Source organism: Anabaena sp. FACHB-595, assembly GCF_048568275.1.
In the GTDB taxonomy this organism is placed as follows: domain Bacteria; phylum Cyanobacteriota; class Cyanobacteriia; order Cyanobacteriales; family Nostocaceae; genus Trichormus.
On the sequence record NZ_CP183473.1, the window covers coordinates 6,225,330 to 6,241,134 of the forward strand.

Consider the following 15,805-nt stretch of genomic DNA (forward strand, 5'->3'; position numbering starts at 1 on the left):
ATAAAAAAATATCCAAAATGTAGGGTGCGTCAGTGCAAGAAAACCTAGCTGTACCAAGAAAATAATCATACTGACGCACTCTACTAACTACTAACCGTCAATTTGGGATAATTTATTTTTTGGTGTTCTCCTAACGCGCCATTGTAAAAAAAATTAGTGGGGTTGAAAATACCCCACTAATTAACTCAAAATCACTTCTAACTTTTATTCGCCAGTGATTGATAATTCCTCTACCCAAATTCTTGGAGCCACACCACCAGGTGTTAAAGCCACTTCTGGCTCTACGTAAATAATTGATTTCAAAAGTTCCAAGAAATCACCAGCAACTGTTGCTGATTCAATACTTGTTTTGACACCTTTGTTAATCAACCAACCATCAAAGGGCAGAGAAAAAGATCCTTGCAAAGATTTCACACCAGCGTGCAGAGCGTGTAAATCATCGATCAAAATCACATTTTCTGCTGTTTCTAAGTTAAGTTTCTGCTCAGAATCCCCAGAGCTAAACACATGATAAAAGTTAGGACTAACACTAACTTTTGCCCCAATACTAGCATTACCTGTCGGTTGAGTATTTAACCTTTTTGCAGTCCCTGCACTGTGAAGAAAGCCTGTTAAGATTCCATTTTCTATTAATGCCACCTTGCGAGTAGGTGTACCTTCACCATCAAAACTTTCTGCACCTATGTTGGCAGGATGTAGAGCATCATCATAAACAGATAATAAAGGCGAAGCAATTTGCTTACCTAAATCATCAGGAGTAGATAAGCTTTGTTTATCAAGGATATTTTGGGCATTAAATAAATTAGAAAAAGCCCCTAGCAAACTTAAAAAAGCTTCCGGTGAAAAAACAACTCGATACTTACCAGTTTTAATTTTATCGTAGTTGAGATGACTAATGGTTTTCTCAGCAGTTTCTCGGATACATCCATTGATATCCAAATTTTCTAAACTACGGTTGATTCTGTAAGCACCTGCACTGCGTGGTTTTTTCCCTTCCTCTTCAGTTTTGCTGTACAGATAAACTGATGACAAAGAAACAGACTCAGTTCTTAAAGCACCTTGGCTATTGAGATAAAATCGATCAATATCTCTTTGTGCCAAGCCGTTATAAGGTACACCTTTGATAGCCGGATGAGCTGACAGCAGTTCTTTTTCAGCTACTAGCAATTTTTCTATGAGCTGCGAAACAGGAGCTTGAGGGGCTTTCTCATTTAACGTATTAGCGAGAGGAACAGTAGCCTCTGGACTAAAATCAGGAACATTTTCCTTCACACCAAAAAAACTAGCTTCATAAGCCGTTTTTAAAGCTAATTCCAATCCTTTGGGATCTACATCTGTGGTGCTAGTAATACCTATGGTATTGTCTTCATTCCAGACGCGTACAGTTACACCAGAGCGATTTGAAGCCTTGACTTGTTTTGGCTCACCTTGGTCAACTTGTACACTAGTTTCATCTACAGTTGAGCCATAAATGTCAAATTTTTGGATGCCCAGCTTTTGAGCATTATCTTGGGCATAAGTAGCGATTTCATTAATATTCGGCATAGTGAATTTTTGATTTTAGATTTTGTATTTTGATAAGTAGATTAAACTTTGGATTTTTGGATATTATGATGTAAGTTTTTCGCCTAAAAAATATACGTAGTAGCGCATCAGCCTAAAAACATTGGCATCAAAAAACCTAGCTAGTACCAAACAAAACTATTTTATGATTACTCGACCCAATAAATTAAGCTTGCTGCGCTAGTAGGGTGGGCATTGCCCACCAAAATCATGTTACGGTGGGCAATGCCCACCCTACAGATACTGGCTTTAAACTCCTGCTTATTCACAACCCAAAATCCAAAATTTAAAATCTAAAATTCTTAGCGTCCACCTACTGTGATGGAATCAACTTTGATATGGGGTTGTCCTACAGTGGTGTAAATACTGCCACTGACGGAACCGCAGAAACCAGGCGCAAGTTCCAAATCTTGGGAACACATGGAAATTTTATTCATAATTTCCTTAGCTTCGCCGATTAGGGTTGCGCCTTTTAACGGTTTTGTGATTTTACCGTTTTCAATTAAATAGGCTTCATCAACACTAAAGTTAAATTGACCAGTAGCACCAACACTACCGCCACCCATTTTTTTACAGTAAATACCTTTATCTACAGAGGCGAATAATTCTTCAACTGTGTAGTCACCAGTAGCGATGTAAGTATTACGCATCCGGCTAGCAGCTGCAAAAGTATAATTTTGGCGGCGGCCACTACCAGTTCTGGGATGTCCGGTGCGGGAAGAGCCTGTTCTATCTGCCAAAAAGTTTTTCAAAACACCTTTTTCAATTAATAGAGTTCTTTGGGCCGGCATACCTTCGTCATCCATGTCAATTGTGCCGAAGGCATTATCAGCGCGTCCTTCATCCCAAGCTGTTAGGCTCTCATGAGCGATTTTCTCACCTTTCTTATCAGCAAAAGGTGTGGTGTTACGTTCGATTTGTGTAGTTTCTAGCAAATGTCCACAAGCTTCATGGAAAATTACACCACCAAAGTGATTCGCCATGATGATGGGGTAAGTACCTGATTCCACAAAATCTGCGTAGAGCATTTTTCCCGCAGATTCCGAGATTTGCTCGGCAGCTTGTTGATAATCCCAAGTCCTCAGGAAGTTAGCATCGCTGGTATTACCTGCACGTTCGCCAATGGAAGCACGGTTCGCACCATCAGCACACAGTAGGTTAAATCCCACCGATTGAGTTAAGCGAATATCACGGGCAAAAGTACCATCACTGGCTGCAACTAATACTTCTTGCCAATCCCGAAAATAGCTCGCACGGCGTGATTGTATGTGGTTAGCTTTTTGCTTTAGGTAGGCTGTACCATCAAGGAGGATTTCTCCCATTTCGCGGATAGAACTACACAGAGGTAGCCAAGCGTCTTTACCCCGTTTGGTGGCATAGTCTCTGAGTAGTTCTAGGTTAATTTCTGGGATAAAAGCGTTAGGTGCTGGTAATTGTAAGCCTAAAATAGATAGACCTTTTTCTAAAGCTGCTTTCAAGCCAGAGAAGGATAAATCGTTGGTGCTGACATAGCAATCTGCTTTGCCACGAAACACTCTGACTCCTGCACCTGTGGCTAGACTGGGCGAAATACTAGTAATTGTATCGTCTTCTGCCAAACTACTAATATAGTTGCGACGCTCTAGAAAAAGTTCAACAAAATCAGCACCAGCTGCTCTTCCTAAACCCAGGAGGGTTGCCAAGGGGGCTTCCCAGGTTTCATCGAATCGCTCTGGTGTAGAAGAATATTGCAGGTTAGGGAGTTGGTTTGAGAGAAGTAGGGTACTTGTAAGCATGAATAGCCTCGTCTGCTGGCGTTATCAGAGATTTGACTGAAAAATCCTGGTGTCAACAGTCTAACAAATCGGTGTAAGCCGCAGGTGGCAGATAGGCGGTGCTGGTTTCCCTACTTGGTATGTTTTGTTATGTTTGTAGTAAGCACTTTAGTGCTGAGAATATTAAGGGCTGTTTATGGATACCTCGCTATCGCCAGTATACTTATCCTGATGTGATGTTAATTTAAGGTCAGTCAGTTTATATGTAAGCAAACACCACTACGGTGATGAATCTTTCTGTAATTGTGGAGGTTTTATCTAACTCTACAATTAATTATGACCAAGGAGATAAATTTCTTTACTATCGCTCAATTGCAGAGTTTCAAGAATATATTTTAGTTGACCAGTATGAATATCGTGTGATGCAGTATGTGAAGACAGATGCGGGTAAATTGTTGTTGAATGAAGTGGAAGGTGAGTCAGCTAATTTATTAATCCAAAGTGTTGGCTGGCAAATTTCACTAACTGAAATTTATGAGCAAGTGGATTTCATTGAAAAAATAACGAAGATTAATATTATTGGCTCTCCTAGACTAGCTATGTTAAATTAATACTTAATACCAGCTTAAATTATTACATAGCATGGAATTCAAATAAATAAAGCGTATTTTTATTAAATCTTTAATTTTGTATTACTATAACCTTGCTATAGCAGGAGTCTTGGCCTGTTTTTATTATTAATTTATCATAACCACTCTGGAAGAGCCATATTATTTAATTGCGTAATTCATTAAGTTTGAAAGAATATTTAATTTGTTTAAGAAAAATAGGGAATACACTAAAATTTTAAAAGTCGTGTTTTTATCTAGTTTGACATGGCTTAATTATTAAGATGTCTATGAAGAAAATTACACACTTTTGAGAGAATCTAGCCTTGTTATTGGCTTAATCAAAACTATTTGGTTCTAGATTAAACTACTACTTTTGCTTTGGCTTCTTTGTTGCCGTACTTGCGCTTTAATGCACCCAAACCAGCAGTACCTACACCAAGACCAAGCATGGTGATGGGTTCGGGAACAGGTGTAGAGGAGTTAACAAAGGCATCACTGCCATCTCCGGAAAATGCTTGAACGCGGATAGCTGTTTTGAGCGTACCAACAGTAATAGCCTCAATAACGCTTTGGTAAGTATTGGGATTTGCAAGCGTGAAACGAATACCAAACGTTTCATTTGGATCTATCGCATTAGTTGGGCCATCGGCACTAAGACGGAAGACAATAGTCCAAGGTTGATCAATATTATTACCCTGTGGGAAAGTTCCTGTAGTTATAGGTAAAAAGCTTACAGTTCCAGAATTGCCAACATTAGGAGTATAAGTAGAGAAAAGACTACTTGTACCGGAAAAAGCAATCTGATCAACCTTTGTGCTACTATTTATGAATTTGTTGTTAAACTTAAAATCTACAGTTCCGCTACCACTGACTACATCAAAATCGAAGTTGCCGACATAGGCATCACCAGCAGTATTTCCAGATGTGGCAACAGTACCATCAATACCATTCGGGGGTTGACCTTCAATGATATTCTGAAAACCGAAGGTAGTAGTAATAGCAGCCGCAGGGTTAATAGAACTTACAGCCAGGGCAATACCCGATCCTGCTAATAAAGCAGAAAAAACAGACGTGATCTTCATAAGAATCAAAAACCGAATGAAAAGTGTGTAATAAACATACAGTCTTGTTGCCAGTGAATCAACTGATATAGATACCAACTTCATCAAATATTCATCAAATAAAAATATTTAATTTTTTTGATATTTAATGATTCTTTATAGAGATTTTCATTTAAGTGAGGTGTGTCGATGTTTTAAAACTCAGAGTAACCGGAAGGGAAGCGCAGGGAAACGCCGAGTATTGCCCAATTCTATTAGCGATATTATTAATGCCTCAGCAGATTAGGAACACTATATTTTAGTGTTTAAGCCTTAAAGTAAATTACTCTCACTGACATAGATGTTTTTTTAGTTGAGTAATTTGTAGAAACGAAAATAACTATAAACCTCATTTTTAACTGTTACTAACCACACCCAATATATTCAATGGCAAAATCTTCAAATAATCTAAAGCTTGCTCTATCACTGAAGCATCGGTTTTACCTATTCTCACTACCATCAATACCCCATCCGTATAGGGTGAGATGACACTCACATCAGATAGCCCAAAGAAATGGGGAGCATCGTAAATTACTAGGTCATAATTATTTTCAAAATCTACCATTAATTGCCTCATTTTCTCAGAAGCCAGTAGTTTTATGGGGTCTTCAGGTACTGGGCCAGCCGTGATTAGAGATAGCTGTTCCATAGAAGGTAGTTTATGGATAACTTCACTTACTGGTAAATTTGTAGATAATAAACTACTTAAACCCCATAAATTTTTTAAATTCGCTAAGTTGTGAATCATAGGTTGGCGGAGGTTCACATCTACCAGTAATACTCGCAGTCCCATTGCTGTGGCTGTTTGAGCCAGATAAAAGGCAACAATAGATTTTCCGTCACCAGCCATAACCGAGCTAACAACTAAAGATCGTAGTTGGGACTTGGGTTTAATTTGTTGAATATTTGTATAAAGAAACCTTAAAGCGTCTAAAAATTCTGTTGAATAACTACTATATTCTTGAGTAATTGCCACATCTGAATCTTGACTACCTTCTAGTAAGGAATTGAATATTTTAAATCGAGCTAACTTTGATTTAGAAGTACGAGCTTGCAGAGCTTTTACTTCATTATCAAAAGGCACATTTCCCAGCAAGGGAAAATTTATATTATTTTTCAGTTTTAGTACGCTATTGTAGGTGTTAGATATTTTTTCTAGTAGTAAAGCAACTGCAATACCTGCTGCTATACTGGCGAATAGACCTATAGTTAAACTGCGTAATCTACTAGAGGAATTCACCAGTTTTGGCTCAGAAGGTGGTTGAATTAACTGCCAACCTAGTTCTGTTTGGGATATTTGAATCTGTAAGGTTTCGCGGGTTGATAAAAAACGATTCAAACTGTCATTGGCGAACTGTAACCTACGCTGTATTTCTGTGTATTGTCTTGCTAAAATTGGTACTTGCTTGCGTTGCTGTTCAAGTTGGTGCGATATCTTAGCAATTTCTGCACTTTGTAACTCTAGCGATTGCAGTTGGGTTCTTAATTCTGCTGCTCTCACATCTAAAAAGCGCTTTTCTTCCTGCTGTAAAACAGGGAGGAGGCTAGCTCGTTTTTCCTTCAAAGTTTGTAATCTAGGATTGTTACTTTCTAATAGCGTTGACTCTGTAGCAATTTGAGTATCTAATTGCATTAGCTGACTCACCAGTTGTTGATACAAAGACGCATTATTCAGTACTGTTGTTTTTCCTTTTTCTGTTTGAAGAAGATTTAGTTGGTCGCGGACTTGTGTCAATTGTAATTTAATACTTTGCTGTGTTCCAGCTAGCGTACTGGCTTGTGCATCAAGTGCATTTCCTTTGCTTTCTGGAGAGCTAAAATCATATTTTTGGCGAAAAAATTGCAGTTCTTGTTGAATTTGATCAACTCGCTTTTGGATAGATGGTAACTGTTTGTCAATAAATTGAATCCCCTGACGTAACTTAGTTTGTCGCCTTTCTTGGCTGTATTCTAAATAATCTTTGGAAATTAGCTCTAATACTTTGCTAACTTCATTGGGATCATTAGCTCGATAGCGAGTTTCTATGATTTTCGTTTCTCCTACCCGATTAATAGTAAGAGATTCTAGCAACGATGGGTAAGTGATGTCTGGATAAGAAATTCTCAACGCCTGAAGGGTGTTTCTCATGATTTCAGGACTTTTAAGAACTAAAATTTGGCTGTCATAATCTAGTTTCGATGTACTAGAACTTGTTTCTTTAACTATATTTATTGCTTCGCTATCATCGTTAACTGGTTCCACTAGCATGAAAAAATTGCTTTCATATTCTATGGGCTGCTTACGGAATATCACGTTTACAGCCACAATAGTCATGACTACTATAGATACTCCTGCGATAACTCTCGACCGACGTTTTACTATACTCAGCCAATCTCTTATGCTAAAGCTTTCGTCTTTTTCTTCACCCCAGGGAACAGCAACAGGTTGTGGTTGAGGCAAGAAAGATTTAGAGTTGCCATTTTGTTCAGAGTTTAAAGTTTGGTAAGATTGCTTATTCATTGTGTTCTAACTATCTGGAAATAAAATGGCTAAGATGTAGTATAAATGTTTTCTACTTTCCTACACGAGTGTAAAGTTATATATATGAATATTTACTTTTGGCCAATCATTAAATCACGGACTGCACAAATTTTCTGTGTTAAGTTGCACTAATTATTTACGTTGATATCCTGAATCTAAATAAACTACTTTCACTGGAAATATCCTAACTGAGATATCAACTCCGTATTATAAAGTTTTAATGATTCTAAGTATATATCATCCGTGTAGAATGTTAATTTGGATACACTTCAATTGTAAATCAATCAGTCATTGAGAGATAAGTATTCGGTTAACATCATTGGTCTATTTAAGGTAGTTGCAACCTTGAAAACTGGGAATTAAGAGGTGATTATTTGTTGTTTACCAAACAATTAAGGCGATTACGCTTAAGAAGATTTAACTACACTTGATTACTATGTAAGTTTAATACAACTTAATAAAATATACCTTTTATGAAGAAACACCTAAAAAACATCCTAGTAAGATGAACTTTTTATGAAGGATGCCAGGCATCTTTAAAACATGGTATCGTATACCTCGTGATTACACTTAGATTAAGCAAGAAAACGCGAAGGAGATTAAATAATTGATCTGAAGATCCCCCAATACAGTAAAAATTAAAGTTGGAGCAGATACAAACAGGTTCATAACAACCAAAATCGGTACATTGTATGATCCTATATTTTCGTCAATTCTACTAGAAACATAGTGCCTGTTATATACCTTATTGACTGAGAAGTTAGCGACATAGTTATTTAACAATACTAAATAGTTAACTACTAAGTGAAATACCTTCTTCATGTAGCGAATATGAATGATTAGTAATGCTTTTGTAATTTTTATTTGTGTTCCCCCTGTGCAGAAAAAGCATTTTATTCATGATTATTGGTTATGTAGCATGGACTGTTTGATGGGATATATGTGTGAAGTTTGGATTGTTTAGATTGTATATAATCAACACATTATAGACTTGGAAAAGTATAAACCAAAGATGTTTCCATGTCATAAAACCAGATTAAATTCTTATGCTTGCAATTAATGGCTTGAGCAGTTCGGTAGTGTCATCAGTAAAGTTTATAACTTCCCAAATAGGACACAGCCGATGAGACTAAACGAATGGATTAATAACAAATTTATACAATCCATTTCTACTCCTATAGAAGCTGAAAATACGTCAACGCCAAAGACTCAAAAGTCCATCAAGTTATCTGTAATGACTCAGTTTTTTCCTCCAGATTATGCTCCTACAGGGCAGTTGATCGAGGAACTCGTGAAACAGTTAGGACAACAGGGAGTGAATGTTGAGGTATTTACCAGTCAGCCTGGTTATGCCTTTCAATCTCAGACGGCTCCAGCAGTTGAATGGTTGGATAGGATAAGAATCCAGCGATCGCGCACTGCTCAACTTTGGTCAGGTAGAATTCGTGGTAAAGCTGTCAATGGTGTTTTGTATACACTACGTGCCTTACTACATATTCTCAAAGCTTGGCGGCGTAACAATATATTATTAGTCACTACAGCCCCACCTTTTTTGCCAATTATAGGATATTTGGCTTACTTGCTATTCCGGTTACCTTATGTCTGCGTACTCTACGACTTATACCCAGATATTGCGATCGCGTTGGGGGTAGTTTCCAAACGTAGCTTGGTCGTGCGTTTGTGGAATGCAATGAACAGACAGGTTTGGCTGAATGCCAAAGGTATTGTGGTACTCAGCCCGGCGATGAAGCAAAAGATAGTGGCACATTGTCCAGAGGTGACTGACAAAATTTCGGTGATACATAGCTGGGCTAATCCGGAAGCGATCGTACCGATTCCTAAGTCAGAAAACTGGTTTGCCCACGAGTACGGTTTAGTTAATAAGTTTACCGTGCTTTACTCTGGGAACATGGGTCGTTGTCATGATATTGACACCATGTTGGAAGCGGCCAAGCTATTGCAGAATGAACCAATTCAGTTTGTTTGCATTGGTGGTGGTGCCAAACGTGAAGAATTAATCAGGGAGGTAGATAAGTTAGGGTTAAATAATTTTACATTCTTGCCCTATCAAGATAAGCAAGTGTTGCCCTATTCCTTAACAGCCTGTGATTTATCATTGGTGAGTGTAGATGCAACTACAGAGGGTTTAGTTGTACCTAGCAAACTTTACTCAGCCTTAGCTTCTGGACGACCAATTGCTGTTATCTGCTCCCAATCTTCATATCTGAGGGAAATGATGGCTGAAGCTAAATGTGGTGGCTCATTTGAGAATGGCGACAGTCAAGGTCTTGCACAGTTTATCCGTTTTCTTAGCCGTGATACCCAAATAGGTGAGGATATGGGCAAGGCAGGTCGTCAGTATATGCGATCGCACTTCACACCCAAAGTTATATCTCAACAATACTTGCGAGTGTTGCAGCAGGCATTATTTTCTCATGAGGTAGTTCATGTGTCTCGAAGCAATGTAAAGTAGGCATATTGGGGTTATTAAAGTTCTATAATTCCCCAGAAACAGGAAATAAATAAAGCCACAAATGTTTAATTACATGGTATAAAAGTATCATGAGATAAATACAAGATTAAGAGCTTGGTTGAAATAGAATTTATTTCAATATTAATAAGTTCTTTATCTAGTAGAGAAACTAATTTGTGAGATCACCAGAGTTGTAAAATAATAGCAACAAACTCATCATTTTAATTGAATATTTCGGCAGTGTTTTTAGGAGTTGGGCTTTGATGGTCTTATTGATCTCAGTCCCTCCAAGATAGCCTTCCTTGTTCATAGTTTTTTCTATACAGGAGGTGGAATTGCAGAGAAGGTGTGACCGAAATCGGAAACGTTCTAAACGTAGGGCGATTTATTGTCCGATTCATGGCTGCTATCTTGATAGCGTCAGCCAGAAATACAGAATATTCGCTGACCAAGCAGGTCAGTTACAGCAAAGAGGTATGAGTCGGCGCAATGCCTTAATGTTAGTAGCAAATCAAACAACAGTTGCTATAGAAGGAGAATGGCTAGAAGCTTTTTGGTGTGAAGAGTGCCAAGAAACCAAATGGTATCACGTTTGTAAGTCAGGCGATCGCACCTATGAAATTTCCTTAGCACCGAGGGAAATATGGCAGCAGGTAACAGGAGTAATTGATTCTCAGGGAAACCCTTCTATCAGTGAGTTTACTAGAAGAAGTGCTAGAGATGTCAATTATCAAGGTCTTGCTGGTTTCCAGTTTCTGAGTTAAATCTTCAAATTTAATTTTTTCTTAACTATAAGATAATCTAAATGAAGAAAGCTCTCATTTACGGAATATCAGGGCAGGATGGAGCTTACTTAGCCCGATTCCTTTTGAATAAATAGCACACCGTTATTAGTGCTTCACGAGATGCTCAAATCTCCCCGTTCCGAAATTTAGTTTACTTAGGTATTAAAGACCAGGTGAAATTAGAGTCAATGGCTCTCAATGATTTTCGCAGTGTATTATAAGTACTGACGAAAAACCAGTCAGATGAAATCTATAATTTCGTAAGGCAAAGTTTAGCCACTTGTACTCTAAATTCAGTGCAAGCTATTCGGTTTTTGGGTATCCCCATCAAACTACATAGTGCTATTTAGGCAATATCCAGATTCAGCGTAACTGAAGATACATAAGAATATTGCCACCTGTATTTCCAATACAAACTCTGCATGGTTTGGTAGGTTAATTTCTAATGTCACAAAGATTTGCTAAGACTTTTTATTGGATTAGATTACTCAGTAAATTTGTTTCAGTCCAACTCATAGTCCAAGCGTTAAATTTAAGCAGTGGCATACTAGTAGTACGTACTTTAAGCAAGGAAGAATATGCTTATCTTACCTTAGCTAATGCGATGCAAGGGACAATGAATTTATTGGCAGATAGTGGAATTAGTTCGGCATTATCTGCTATCGGCGGTAGGGTTTGGCAAGATCCACATCGTTTTGGGCAACTGATTAATACGGCAATGACGTTACGTCGATATTTAGCTATAATTGCCACAGCAGTAGTCACACCTATTCTGTTTTGGATGCTACTCCGGAATGGAGCATCAATTAGCTATACGATCTTACTAATCATTGGAATTTTAATTGAGCTTTATTTTTATTTAAGTATTGGAGTGCTGATAACTGTACCTAGACTTCATTCACAAATTGGTCAAATTCAGCGTTTAGATCTGCTCTCTGCCGGCTCAAGATTAATATTATTAATAGGCGGGATACTAACTTTTCTAAATGCTGCAACAGCAGCCTTTTCTTCGACTATTGCTTCATGGTTAAAAAACTTAATTTTATGGTCTTATGTTAAAGATAGTGTTGCTATTGAAGCACCCATAAATGAAGAAGATAAATTAGAAATCATAAAACTGATTAAAACTCAAGCTCCAAACACTATTTTTTACTGTTTACAAGGACAGATAACAATTTGGTTAATTAGTATTTTTGGTAATGTACAGAGTATTGCCGAAGTAGGTGCTTTAGGTAGATTAGGATTAATTTTTTCTCTAATTAGTTCAATAATGACAAGTATTGTCTTGCCAAGCTTTGCACGATGCCAGAATTATAGAATTCTAATTAATAAATACTGGCAAATTTTGGGTTATTATATCCTATTATGTTTAATTATTTTGGGACTATCTCTTTTATTCACGGACGAGTTACTATGGATTTTGGGCAATAAATACTCTCATCTACATAAAGAAGTAGTTTTTTTTCTTTTTGCTGCTATGCTCCAAACTTTTGCCAACATACTGTGGTCTATTAATGCCTCAAAGGGTTGGATAGAGAAAGCATGGCTATTTATTCCAAACACAATTCTTATTCAAGTCCTACTTATACTTTTCTTTAGATTTTCTACCGTTACTGGCGTAATATTTTTTAATATCTTTTCTCAAATACCTGCATTCTTTATCAATTTTTATATGGCATATAAAGGTCTATACGAAAGAAATAGTTGAAGACAGAGTTTTATACAAAACCAGCATAAAAATAAAAATAATATTTACAAGTAGACGTTTTTAGGATAAAAATATAAATTTATAATCCAGATAATACTAAGTAGATCCATGCAAATAAACCGAACTATGTAACGAAAAGTAAATTTGCTTGAAAACCTCTTTCCTTCTGTCCTCTGCCTTGTCATAGCGACAACTTTTAACACAGAGCTACTTAGACTAAAGCAAATTATGATGGTACTAAAAATATAATATGCAGTCAGCAGTCTGTACTTTGTTTGAGGGTAACTACCACTACGGTGTAGGAGCCTTGGCAAACTCTTTATATTATCACGGGTTTCGCGGAATTATTTGGGTAGGCTATCGTGGCGAATTACCACCTTGGGCGCAACCCATAAACAAATATGGAAATTATCATGAGTATTTTGTGGCCGACAGTTGCATGATTCGCTTTATTAAATTAGAAACTGATGATCACTTCACTAATTATAAACCTAACCTGATGTTGAGATTATGGAAGGAATTTTGTCCTGACATTGAAGCTTTATTCTACTTTGATCCTGATATTGTAATTAAATGCCGTTGGTCTTACTTTGAAGAGTGGGTTACTTATGGTGTTGCTTTGTGTGAGGATGTAAATTCACCTGTTCCTAATAGTCACCCTTTACGAATGGCGTGGCGTAACTTTTATGAACTATATGGATATATTTTTAATTCATCTGTGGATATCTATGTTAACGGCGGATTTATCGGTGTTAAAAATTCTGAAAAAGAATTTTTAGAAAATTGGTGCAAAATACAAGGTTTGATGTCTTCCTCAATTGGAGGCTTAAATAATGCAAATATTAAAGATAGAACATTTATGTTTAATAAAACAGATCAAGATGCTCTAAACATTACTTTGATGTCCAACAACCTTCCAATCAGTTTGATGGGAAAAGAGGCGATGGACATCATATATGGAGGATTTACGATGTCTCATGCTTTAGGCGCAAAAAAGCCCTGGAAAGGTTCAACCATTTTTCAAGTAATAAAAGGTAAAAAGCCTCGTCAGGCGGAAAAAGAGTATTGGAAATACACTCTAAAGCCCATAAAATTATATTCTAAATTAGAATTCATTATAAGAAAAATTGAATTGAAGATATCAAGTTTTTTAGGGCGTTTTATAGCTAATTAATAATAGCAAAAATGTTCCACGAAGTTTCTGCTTCAGGCGCACCTTGGACAATTTATAAAACATTTGCATAAGTAGGTAGGCACGAAAAAACCAAACTATGTGAAGATAAGTAAAGACGGAGAATAAATCTGCCGAGGTAACTAATATATATGGGCGCTCGTTTAAGAGTATTCCTGAGTCTTGAGGAAGATAGAACCTTGTTCAACCTGAGAACAGCAGATGTACCACAGAAAGTCAAAGACCGAGCAGAAGTAATTAGGTTAAATGCACACGGTTGGTATGTGGAAAAAATAGCGGCTCATGTAAATTGGACTTCACAGACAGTTAGAGAAGTTTTGCATAAATGGGAAAAACATGGTCTACAAGGGCTATGGGAACAACCAGGCAGAGGAGGGAAAGCAAAATGGCAGGAAGAGGACATAGTATTTTTGGAAGAATGCCTGAAAAAAGAACCAAGAACATACAACAGTCATCAGTTGGCACAAAAATTAGAAACTGAACGTGCGATTAAACTGAGTCCCGACAGAATTAGACGGGTACTCAAAAAAAGGGGATCGATTGGAAGCGAGCCAGAAAAAGCCACAAAAGAAAACAAGACCCCACCGTTCGAGAGTACAAACAACCTGACCTAGAAATGCTCGAATTATTTGCAGCGACGGGAGAAATAGACCTCAAGTATTTGGATGAATCAGGGTTTTGCTTGTGGAGTGAACCAGGCTACACCTATTACTTTCGCGGTGAACAAAAACGTTTGGAACAAACTCTTCGTCGTGGTCGCCGACTCAGCATCATCGGATTTCTTCAACCTTTGATCAGTTTTGTTTATGGTTTAGTCATTGGGGGCGTTAACCGGAAGTCTTATATCCAGATGATGGAGATTGAAGCAGCTGATGCTCAGAAAACCGGACATATTCGCGTAATTGTCCAAGATAACGGGCCGATACACCGATGTCATCAGGTACAAGAACTCTGGCCTAAATGGGAGAGTATGGGTTTGTACATTTTCTTTTTACCCAAATATTGCTCGGAAATGAATCCCATTGAATTGGAATGGCAGCATCTTAAAAAAGATGAACTCAGAGGGCAAACATTTGATGATGAATTAGACCTTGCTTATGCGGTAATTAATGGTGTTGAAGCTAGGGGTAAAAAAGGTAACTACAGTACGCAACGTGTTAAATTTAACTCTAATTCTATTACTTAATGTTTCGTTACATACTTGGGACTTTTCCCACCCACCTACTTACATTGCGTGAATAGGAGACATCTTCACTCTTTAAGGGAAACATTTATGAATACAGTAAAATCTCAATATCGACCTTACTTGCTCAAAATTCAACCACTATGGTTGAGAGAGAAGATATACTGGAAGCTTTATTCCAAAAAAATGGATGACAAAATAGATGAATATTTACCATTATTTACAAGTGCTAAATTAGAGTTTGCGTCTCATATTTCAATGAATCTGATACCAACAGACGTAAGCCACAAAATGCTCGCATTTTGTGGCTTCTATGAATTGCCTGTATCTCAGCATATTGTCAAGCTAGCAAAAACTGGTGGTTTGATGATAGATGTAGGTGCTAACTACGGCTACTATTCATGCCTTTGGGCTGCCAATGGAACCAATAATAAAGTCATTGCATTTGAAGCATCACCCAGGAACTCACAAGCATTGAAACTCAATTTGTCCAACAATGAACTTATAAGTCAAGTAGAAGTATACGAAATAGCTGTAGGCAAAGAAAAAGGTCATCTATTCTTCGATTTGGGACCACAAAAACAAAGTGGATGGGGAGGGCTTTTGCTTAATGAACAGTTAGATGCAATTCAAGTACCTGTAATTTCTTTAGATGAGATGTTTCTCAAGACTGATTACCCGGATATAAATCTACTTAAAATAGATACAGAAGGGGCAGATACCTGGGTGCTTCAAGGTGCAAAAGAGTTATTGCGATCGCGTCGTATCCACCACATCTTTTTTGAAGAAAATACTGTACGGATGGCAAAACTTGGTATAGAGCCTGGAGAAGCACAAAAAATCCTTAAAGACTATGGATATACTGTTGTGAGCTTAGGTAAAGGAGAATGGTACGCAAATTTATCTAAATGAAAA

General features: G+C 37.4%; 11 protein-coding genes. 7 read left to right on the plus strand and 4 right to left on the minus strand.

Annotated features, from left to right (window positions below; genetic code table 11):
• Positions 1-204: 204 nt before the first annotated feature.
• Together ACN222_RS26030 and ACN222_RS26035 are read right to left on the minus strand one after the other, a co-directional pair.
• Positions 205-1,545 (minus strand): TldD/PmbA family protein, encoded by a 1,341-nt coding sequence (locus tag ACN222_RS26030; protein ID WP_010999342.1) that lies wholly within the window; start codon positions 1,543-1,545, stop codon positions 205-207.
• Positions 1,546-1,865: 320 nt separating this feature from the next.
• A complete protein-coding gene (locus tag ACN222_RS26035; protein ID WP_010999343.1) occupies positions 1,866-3,338 on the minus strand; it encodes a TldD/PmbA family protein in 1,473 nt (490 codons plus the stop codon).
• Positions 3,339-3,604: 266 nt separating this feature from the next.
• On the opposite strand from ACN222_RS26035, the gene ACN222_RS26040 reads away from it, so the two are divergent.
• Positions 3,605-3,928 carry a Uma2 family endonuclease gene (locus ACN222_RS26040; protein WP_049942517.1) on the plus strand — a complete coding sequence of 108 codons (324 nt, stop codon included), beginning with the start codon at positions 3,605-3,607 and terminating at the stop codon, positions 3,926-3,928.
• Between the two features lie 359 nt (positions 3,929-4,287).
• Here ACN222_RS26040 and ACN222_RS26045 read toward each other — a convergent pair whose 3' ends face one another.
• Together ACN222_RS26045 and ACN222_RS26050 are read right to left on the minus strand one after the other, a co-directional pair.
• Positions 4,288-5,010: a PEP-CTERM sorting domain-containing protein gene (locus ACN222_RS26045; protein WP_158303728.1), complete on the minus strand. Its 723-nt coding sequence runs from the start codon at positions 5,008-5,010 to the stop codon at positions 4,288-4,290.
• A 373-nt stretch (positions 5,011-5,383) separates the two neighbouring features.
• The gene (locus ACN222_RS26050) at positions 5,384-7,528 is read right to left on the minus strand and encodes a GumC family protein (RefSeq protein WP_010999346.1); all 2,145 of its coding nucleotides are present in this window, start codon (positions 7,526-7,528) and stop codon (positions 5,384-5,386) included.
• A gap of 1,144 nt (positions 7,529-8,672) precedes the next feature.
• On the opposite strand from ACN222_RS26050, the gene ACN222_RS26055 reads away from it, so the two are divergent.
• The 6 genes from ACN222_RS26055 (at position 8,673) to ACN222_RS26080 (ending at position 15,802) form a co-directional block, all read left to right on the plus strand.
• The gene (locus ACN222_RS26055; protein WP_010999347.1) at positions 8,673-10,022 is read left to right on the plus strand and encodes a glycosyltransferase family 4 protein; all 1,350 of its coding nucleotides are present in this window, start codon (positions 8,673-8,675) and stop codon (positions 10,020-10,022) included.
• A 335-nt stretch (positions 10,023-10,357) separates the two neighbouring features.
• The gene (locus ACN222_RS26060; protein WP_190449673.1) at positions 10,358-10,786 is read left to right on the plus strand and encodes a hypothetical protein; all 429 of its coding nucleotides are present in this window, start codon (positions 10,358-10,360) and stop codon (positions 10,784-10,786) included.
• 466 nt (positions 10,787-11,252) lie between these two features.
• The gene (locus ACN222_RS26065) at positions 11,253-12,515 is read left to right on the plus strand and encodes a polysaccharide biosynthesis protein (RefSeq protein WP_096637218.1); all 1,263 of its coding nucleotides are present in this window, start codon (positions 11,253-11,255) and stop codon (positions 12,513-12,515) included.
• 250 nt (positions 12,516-12,765) lie between these two features.
• Positions 12,766-13,689, plus strand: a complete 924-nt coding sequence (locus ACN222_RS26070) for a hypothetical protein (protein WP_010999350.1) — start codon at positions 12,766-12,768, stop codon at positions 13,687-13,689.
• A 149-nt stretch (positions 13,690-13,838) separates the two neighbouring features.
• Positions 13,839-14,893 (plus strand): IS630 family transposase gene (locus tag ACN222_RS26075; RefSeq protein ID WP_168370998.1). Its coding sequence is split into 2 segments (ribosomal slippage): positions 13,839-14,231 and positions 14,234-14,893, totalling 1,053 coding nucleotides; the frame shifts between segments, so codons are not numbered across the junction.
• Positions 14,894-14,980: 87 nt separating this feature from the next.
• The gene (locus tag ACN222_RS26080; protein ID WP_044522562.1) at positions 14,981-15,802 is read left to right on the plus strand and encodes an FkbM family methyltransferase; all 822 of its coding nucleotides are present in this window, start codon (positions 14,981-14,983) and stop codon (positions 15,800-15,802) included.
• Positions 15,803-15,805 lie beyond the last annotated feature (3 nt).